We start from the raw sequence: 3,012 nt of genomic DNA, 5'->3' as shown, positions 1-3,012 counted from the left end.
AAATCGCCGACCTGCGCGCCGGCCGCCAGGTGGCCGTGCAGACGCGCGTCATCGCCGGCAGCACCACGGTCGCGCCCAGTCTCGTGCGCCGCATCGAGCGCGTGCGCAGTGCGAGCCTGGGCTTCGGCAATCTCACCGGCGCCAGCTCGCTCGTACTGCTCGACCGGGCGCTGACCCGCCATTCGAGCAAGAACCAGTTGCTCAGCGACGTACGCGACTACCGGATTCTCGAGATCACGAGTCCGGCGCTGACCATCAAACCCGTGTCCAGGCCCGCCGCCGGCGCCTACGCCAACGGCAGCAACGCGCTGTACTACTACGGCACCGCAGCCCAGGCGCGGCCGCTGGCCCGGCGCCGCCTGTTCCTGTCGCACGCCGACGGCCGCAGCGTCGCGCTGACCTGCACCAGCGACGCGTCCGACTTTGCCGACGACGACGGCCAGGCGCGCGTCTGGGCACTGTCGTTCGACCGCGCACCGGCACCGTTCAAGCGCGCCGACTTCGACGAGGAAGCGCCGAGCGTCGAGGTCTACGGCAACCTCGTCGATGCCTCGCAGGGCAAGGCCGAACGCGAGGCTGTGCTCGGCAACGGCGATGCACGGCAGAGCTGGCAGACCTTCGTGCTGCCCAAGTAACCGCTGACCTATTTCGTCGCGGCCGGCGGCATGCCGCCGCAGGTACCGGAACTCGAGGTCTACGTCGACGGACGCCGCTGGGAGCGCGTCGACAGCTTCTTCGGCCGCGGCCCGGCCGAGCCGGTTTACATCGTGCGCGAGGACGCGCAGAACCGCAGCTTCGTGCAGTTCGGCGACAACGTGAACGGTTCGCGCCTGCCGTCGGGCCTCAAGAACGTCACTGCGCGCTGGCGCAGCGGCAGCGGCGCGTTCGGGCCGCTCAAGCCCGGCACGACCCCGAGCGCGGCGGAGCGACCGGCCGGCTTCGACAAGGTCAGCCTTGCCGGCATCGTCACCGGCGGCGCCGCGCCGGAATCCGGCGACAAAGCGCGCGACGCCGCACCGGGCAAGGTGCAAAGCCTGGGCCGGCTCGTGAGCCTCGGCGACTTCGAAAGCGAAACCCTGAGCCTGCCTGGCGTCGTCGCCGCAAGCGCGGCCTGGGATCTGCACCAGGGCATCCCGGCGGTAATCCTGCGCGTGATGCTCAAAGCCGGGCGCGAGGCCGAGTTCGCCGCGCTGCGCGGCACGCTGGCGCACCTGCAGCGCTGCCGCGGACCGGACCGCTTCCCGGTGATCGTGCAGCAGGCGCTGCCACGGTATACCTATCTCGATCTGCACTATGCGCGCGATCCGCTGCGCCGCGCCGAGGACGTCGATGCCGCGTTGCGCGCCCGCCTCGGCCTGGTCGGCGACAGCGCGACCGAGCGCAGCGGCCTGTTCGGCCTGCACGCGCGCCGCCTCGGCGAGCGCGAGTACGCCAGCCGTATCGAGGGCAGCGTGCAGAACGTGGCCGGCGTGCTCTGGTGCAAGGTCGTCGCGCTGGGCCGCTTCAGCGCCAGCGCCATCGACCCGTCGACGCTGCCGCTGCCGGCGGCGCCACGGCCGAACGCCGCGGCGCTGCCCTGCGCCGCGAACGAACTGCTGCAACTGGATGCACGGCACCTGAGCCTGACCGCCGTCGCTGCCCCCACCGCCGGAGAATGCGCATGAGCGAGCCCGCCGTCCCGCTGTTCGCGCGCCTGCCCGAGGTCTACCGCACTTACGATGCGGAACAGCAGCCGGCCGGCCAGCTGCGTGCCTATCTCGCCGCGGTCGAGGCGGCGTTCGATCCTGTCCACGCGAACATCGGCCAGCTCTACGAAGACCTGTTCATCGAGACCTGCGACGACTGGGCCATTCCCTACATCGCCGACCTGCTCGGCACCACGCATCTGAAGGGCGACGCGCGCAACCTGCGCGCCGACGTCGCCGACACCATCGCACTGCGCCGGCGCAAGGGCACGCTCGGTGCGATCGAGCGCCTCGCCGTGAACCTCACCGGCTGGGCCTGCCGCGCGGTGGAGCTGTATCAGAACCTCGGCTGGACCCAGCACCTCAACCACCAGCGCGCCGACGCCGGCGGCGCGCCGCCGTACGCGGATGCTGCGCTGACGCGCTTCCATGTGCCGCGCGGCGGCACCGCGCCGCTGCGCGACCCGGCCCTGCTCGCCCTGCGCGGCACGCCGTTCGATCCGCTGATGTACACCGCCGACGTCAAGCCCGGCATCGACCATCAGCGCCATATCAACCTGCCCAACCTCGCGATCTTCCTCTGGCGCCTGGCCGCGTACCGACTGCCGCGCGTCCGTCCGCTGGTCAAGGGCGTCAGCGACCTCGGCCCGCCGCCCGCGGGCCTCGCGCGCTTCGTCGTACGCATCGACCTGCATCCGCTCGATCTGCCGGTGCGGCTGTTCAATACCAGCCGGCCCGGTTTTCTCGAGCCGGGCACTTCGGGCGGCATCGTCTCGCCGCTGACGCAGGCCGACGCGGTTCCCGGTCCGCTGCTGCGCGCGCGCCTGGACAGCGGCACGGTCGCCGGCAATCCCGAATCTTATGTACAGGTGGATTATTTCAACGCGACCGCGTCGCCGCCGACGGGTCTTGATCTTGGTGACGTGGGCCTGCACCTGTTCCTGCCGCAAACCCTGCTGCCGCTGCTGGTCCCGCCGCCACCGCAGACGCAGTGGCTGTGGCGCTACCGCGGCGACAATCTCTGCGCCTGGGAAGGCGGACTGCGTCGCGCCGTGAGCAGCGGCGAGATCGTGGTCGATCCGGTGCTCGGCCGCCTCGTCATCGGCCTCGACAGCGCCGCCCAGGCGGCCCAACTCGCGAGCGCCAACGGCAGCGGCTTCGATGCCCGGTTTTTCGCGAGTTTCACCTATGCGGCCCCCGGCCCGGTCGGCGCGCATCCGGTCAGCCGCCGCGTCGACGCGGCCGGTGCGGTCGACCGGCGTATCGTCGGCGATGTCGCCGGCGGCATCAGCTTGCCGGCCGCGCCGAACGGACTGGCCGGCAACGG

General features: G+C 71.4%; 3 protein-coding genes. All 3 read left to right on the top strand.

The window, feature by feature from the left end; translation table 11 throughout:
- On the top strand, positions 1-635 hold a 635-nt coding region (locus NJ959_RS27810; RefSeq protein WP_254015008.1), incomplete at its 5' end, for a hypothetical protein.
- 30 nt (positions 636-665) lie between these two features.
- Entirely contained in the window at positions 666-1,664 is a 999-nt protein-coding gene (locus NJ959_RS27805) for a baseplate J/gp47 family protein (protein ID WP_254015007.1), read from the top strand.
- On the top strand, positions 1,661-3,012 hold a 1,352-nt coding region (locus tag NJ959_RS27800), incomplete at its 3' end, for a phage tail protein (RefSeq protein ID WP_254015006.1). The genes NJ959_RS27805 and NJ959_RS27800, both read left to right, overlap by 4 nt.

The organism is Limnofasciculus baicalensis BBK-W-15 (assembly GCF_024178385.1).
GTDB lineage: Bacteria > Cyanobacteriota > Cyanobacteriia > Cyanobacteriales > Coleofasciculaceae > Limnofasciculus > Limnofasciculus baicalensis.
The sequence above is the reverse complement of the archived record's forward strand: the minus strand, read 5'-3'. Positions and strand labels throughout refer to the sequence as shown.

What these genes read in the sequence shown, in the direction of transcription:
- NJ959_RS27805 (WP_254015007.1), top strand. Translation starts at nt 666, where the DNA reads ATGCCGCCGCAGGTACCGGAACTCGAGGTCTACGTCGACGGACGCCGC.